Origin of the sequence: Flavobacterium sp., from assembly GCF_023151265.1 — a bacterium.
In the GTDB taxonomy this organism is placed as follows: domain Bacteria; phylum Bacteroidota; class Bacteroidia; order Flavobacteriales; family Flavobacteriaceae; genus Flavobacterium.
The window spans coordinates 1-1,737 of record NZ_JAKLJH010000232.1; the positions used below are offsets into that span (position 1 = coordinate 1).

Annotated in this window: 3 protein-coding genes; all 3 read right to left on the bottom strand. The window is 33.9% G+C overall.

The window, feature by feature from the left end:
• The coding region (locus tag L6Q46_RS13880) for an SGNH/GDSL hydrolase family protein (RefSeq protein ID WP_291284810.1) at positions 1–812 on the bottom strand (812 nt) is incomplete at its 3' end.
• Positions 813–822: 10 nt separating this feature from the next.
• Positions 823–1,428, bottom strand: coding sequence for a hypothetical protein (locus L6Q46_RS13885; RefSeq protein ID WP_291284811.1), 606 nt, complete (start codon positions 1,426–1,428; stop codon positions 823–825).
• A partial coding sequence (locus L6Q46_RS13890; protein WP_291284812.1) for a hypothetical protein occupies positions 1,406–1,737 on the bottom strand: 332 nt, incomplete at its 5' end. The genes L6Q46_RS13885 and L6Q46_RS13890, both read right to left, overlap by 23 nt.

Sequence of the window (1,737 nt, forward strand, 5' to 3'; positions counted from 1 at the left end):
TTTTGAAAGCCTGCATGATTTGGATGTAGCAAATCTGGCAACATCAACTGCGGGTCTGCACTATTCGGATTAATCGGGTCACGCATAACGGCAGTAGTATCTAAATAATGAATTTGATTTTGTTCTGCAATCTCTTTATACTTTTCATTCATATATCCAACACCAGCGTTGATGATGGTTCCAACATTTAATATTGTTTCAAGCGGGAGAAGGTCTTTTGAACTTCCAGCTTTATATTGATATGAACCGGAAACAACAGGATAATTACCCAGAATTAAAACTTCGAATTTCCCTTGGTTTCGGCTGGCATTCATTTTCAATTTTCCTATAATTCCTCTGAGGTTATTTTCAATAACTGCTGCTGCAACAACTGCAATCCACGGATTTCCCAAAATTCCGGGCGACCACCATATCCAATCGTTACCACCGATATTTACAACGAAACGATTTGAGATTTTGTAATTTTTATTTCGTAAGCATGTAAATAAATGACTATTCAGTTGGTCTGCTATCCAAGTGCTTTGTCCGAAATTTTGAATTCCAAAATTTGGTAGGTTAGACGAATCACTTCCATCAATTCCATTGTTTATATACCAGAGCAGATTTTTTCCACCTGTCACAGGCTCGTCAGCATAATCTAAACGGCTATCCCCGTAAAATGTGATTTGGGTATCTTCTTTAAAATAATCTGTTAAATGACAATTGTTTTCCTGAATCCCATATGCTGGTTTCTCAAAACTGTAGTCTGTTCCTTCGGCTATCAAAACTGAAAAGGAAAAGAGAAAAGTGGAAAGTGTTAGTAATAATTTCATAATCACCTCTTTATTCGTATTGAATTAAAATTGAAACTTTGCATTTGTATCCTACTGATGCTGAATCTATTCTAAGAGTTCCCCACAGACTCGTTAAAGTTTGATTTAATATATTTAATTTACAAATTACAGGACCACTTGACAAACCAAAATTGGAGAAATCAGAACAATTGATATAAGATGGGGATCCATTAAGTAAACCATTGCATGCTTTAAAACTAAAACCATTATTTGGATTATAAAGACAACCTGCGTCGAGTGGAGTGAAGGTCATCTTCAAGTTTTTATTTTTTGAGATTTTAAATAAAATATCAATTAAACTGCTGCTGGTAGTGGTTTCCATTGTTGTTTCTTTTTCAGCCTCTATTATATACTTTGCTTTTCTTTGAGCTTCACCCTCGCATCCTCCCGTGAAAATGCCTGCTTCAGCGAACATCAAATAATACCAACCTGGATTATTTTTGATGTTGTACCCTTCTAATGCTTGCTCATTTTTCCTTCTTTCCCCTTCACATGATACTGTAAGTATTGAGGAAAATATAATAAGAGTAAGAACCTTTTTTATTTTAGATTTCGCCTGACGTATTATTGTCTTAGTTATACTCTGCATTTTCATCAATGAGTCCTCTTTTGATTTGCTCTTTAATCACTTCGATCCGTATTCTATTAAGCCAATATAGATTTAATCCAAGAACTTCTTCCGGGAAATTTGAATCACCCTTACAATATTCTTTTATCTTATCATGCATGAAAATTGCATTTACCATATTTATTCTGAGAGTATGCAATTGCTCATCTGGAGTAGTTGCTATTTTTAATTCTAAATTATTGTAGTAGGAATATATCTGATTTAAACTTTCCTGTTTTTTTGATTGCAATTCTGTAATAGAGTATTCCCTTTTTTTATGTTCAATACCTAAAGATT

Coding starts and splice junctions, on each gene's coding strand:
- L6Q46_RS13885 (WP_291284811.1), bottom strand. CDS start 1,428: ATGAAAATGCAGAGTATAACTAAGACAATAATACGTCAGGCGAAATCT.